The organism is Herbaspirillum sp. VT-16-41 (assembly GCF_001994935.1).
Lineage (GTDB): Bacteria > Pseudomonadota > Gammaproteobacteria > Burkholderiales > Burkholderiaceae_D > Herbaspirillum > Herbaspirillum frisingense.
Genome location: NZ_MUXB01000005.1, coordinates 1 through 1,539 on the forward strand (window position 1 = coordinate 1; position 1,539 = coordinate 1,539).

2 protein-coding genes and 1 pseudogene are annotated in these 1,539 nt (G+C 55.6%); 1 reads left to right on the top strand and 2 read right to left on the bottom strand.

Annotated features, from left to right (window positions below; translation table 11 throughout):
* Nucleotides 1–318: 318 nt before the first annotated feature.
* Nucleotides 319–663, top strand: a pseudogene (locus tag BTM36_RS00060) (pyruvate formate lyase family protein); the annotation flags it as partial.
* A 186-nt stretch (nucleotides 664–849) separates the two neighbouring features.
* On the opposite strand, the gene BTM36_RS28240 reads toward BTM36_RS00060, so the two are convergent.
* Together BTM36_RS28240 and BTM36_RS28655 are read right to left on the bottom strand one after the other, a co-directional pair.
* Nucleotides 850–1,011, bottom strand: a complete 162-nt coding sequence (locus BTM36_RS28240; RefSeq protein ID WP_168189720.1) for a hypothetical protein — start codon at nucleotides 1,009–1,011, stop codon at nucleotides 850–852.
* Between the two features lie 41 nt (nucleotides 1,012–1,052).
* Nucleotides 1,053–1,439 carry an ATP-binding protein gene (locus BTM36_RS28655; RefSeq protein WP_217349516.1) on the bottom strand — a complete coding sequence of 129 codons (387 nt, stop codon included), beginning with the start codon at nucleotides 1,437–1,439 and terminating at the stop codon, nucleotides 1,053–1,055.
* Between the last annotated feature and the right edge of the window lie 100 nt (nucleotides 1,440–1,539).

Here is a 1,539-nt window from a genome sequence, read left to right on the forward strand (position 1 = left end):
CTTTTCCGTTAAACGCAAAAATTTGTTTCTTCGTTAAATCTTACACAACATGCAGTAAGTTTAGGTGGAGTGGAATCCTGAGTTTAGAATACTGGAGCGATGTGGGAAGGGGCATTAAATGGGATCAAAATAAAAACAGCATGTACCCGTGCGAATTTTGTTCGATTCTCTGTTGGTTTGAAACATATTAAAGACTTAAAAAAAGATTTCCTTCAAGCATGGCAGGGGGTATAAAAAGACAAGCCGGTATTCGTTTTTAATCTCGAATACCGGCTGTAAAAAAATCAATAAGGTTCCGCGTCACGTCCCTTTTCAACGGCATATGGCCGTGGCCGTATCATCGGTGACTACCGTCGCGTTGCGCTGTACGGTATCGACTTCCTGATGAAAGACAAATACGCTCAGTTCCTGTCTCTGCAGTCTGACATGGAAAACGGCGTAAACCTGGAAGCGACTATCCGTCTGCGTGAAGAAATCGCTGAACAGCACCGTGCTCTGGGTCAGATCAAAGAGATGGCCGCTAAATACGGTTGCGATATCTCTGGTCCGGCTACTACCGCTCAGGAAGCTATCCAGTGGACTTACTTCGGCTACCTGGCTGCTGTTAAATCCCAGAACGGCGCAGCAATGTCCTTCGGTCGTACCGCTACCTTCCTGGGCGTGGGAAACGCAGCGAGCGCGACGCCGACTGCGACATCGTGAACAGTAACGGGGGGCTGGTTCTGTTCACGATGTCGCAGTCGGTGGGGGAGCTTCCGCGGAACCCGTCCAGCGCCCGCCTCGGACACGGCCGCGCGCTTCGGGTCAGAACTGGGCGCCGCGCTCCCAGCCCCGACGGCGCGCCTGAGTTCAGGACTGGGCGCCGCGTTCCCAGCCCCGGCCACCGGTGAGGTCCTGCTGGTAGGGCAGCAGGTTCCCGTAGCGGTGATCGGTGGCACTGATCGCCTGCTCGTGCAGGAACGCCAGCAGCCGAAGTATTGGGTTGATACAAAAGTAATTGCGGTTTTGCATTGTAGGAGATCAGTCCTGAATGTTCATTGGAAGGACTGATGTTAAAGCTGAAACTCCAATCCTTGACCACCTGATGCGAAGAGCTGTCTCATTTGTTCATGGGGTCGCAAAGAGTCGGATACGACTGAGCGACTGAACTGAACTGAACTGAGAGAACAGTAAGGGGTATATAAATATTTGTCTGAAAAGATCAGCGTCGCTCCGGTGGGCAGGTTCGCGAACCGGAACCGGCCCGCGAGGCGACGTTTCTCGGCGGCACTGACCTCGATCGCCAGGAGCCGTTCCAGGGCGTGGGTGAGGGGCCATTCCTCGGCCTGAGCTTGGTCCAGGATGCCGGGGAGGGCTTCGGCGGCGTCGGCGAGCTTCAGCTCGTCCAGGTGGCCCTTGAGCTGCTGATAGACGCTCGCGGTAGTGGGTGTGGTGGTCATGTCAGGGTGTTCCTGTTCTTCGCGGCCTGCTCATAGGCGGCCAGGTCGATCACGGTGGCAGTCGGGGCCGGCGGCCCGGTCAGGGCCTGGGCTGCGATCG

Coding starts and splice junctions, on each gene's coding strand:
- BTM36_RS28240 (WP_168189720.1), bottom strand. CDS start 1,011: ATGCAAAACCGCAATTACTTTTGTATCAACCCAATACTTCGGCTGCTG.
- BTM36_RS28655 (WP_217349516.1), bottom strand. CDS start 1,439: ATGACCACCACACCCACTACCGCGAGCGTCTATCAGCAGCTCAAGGGC.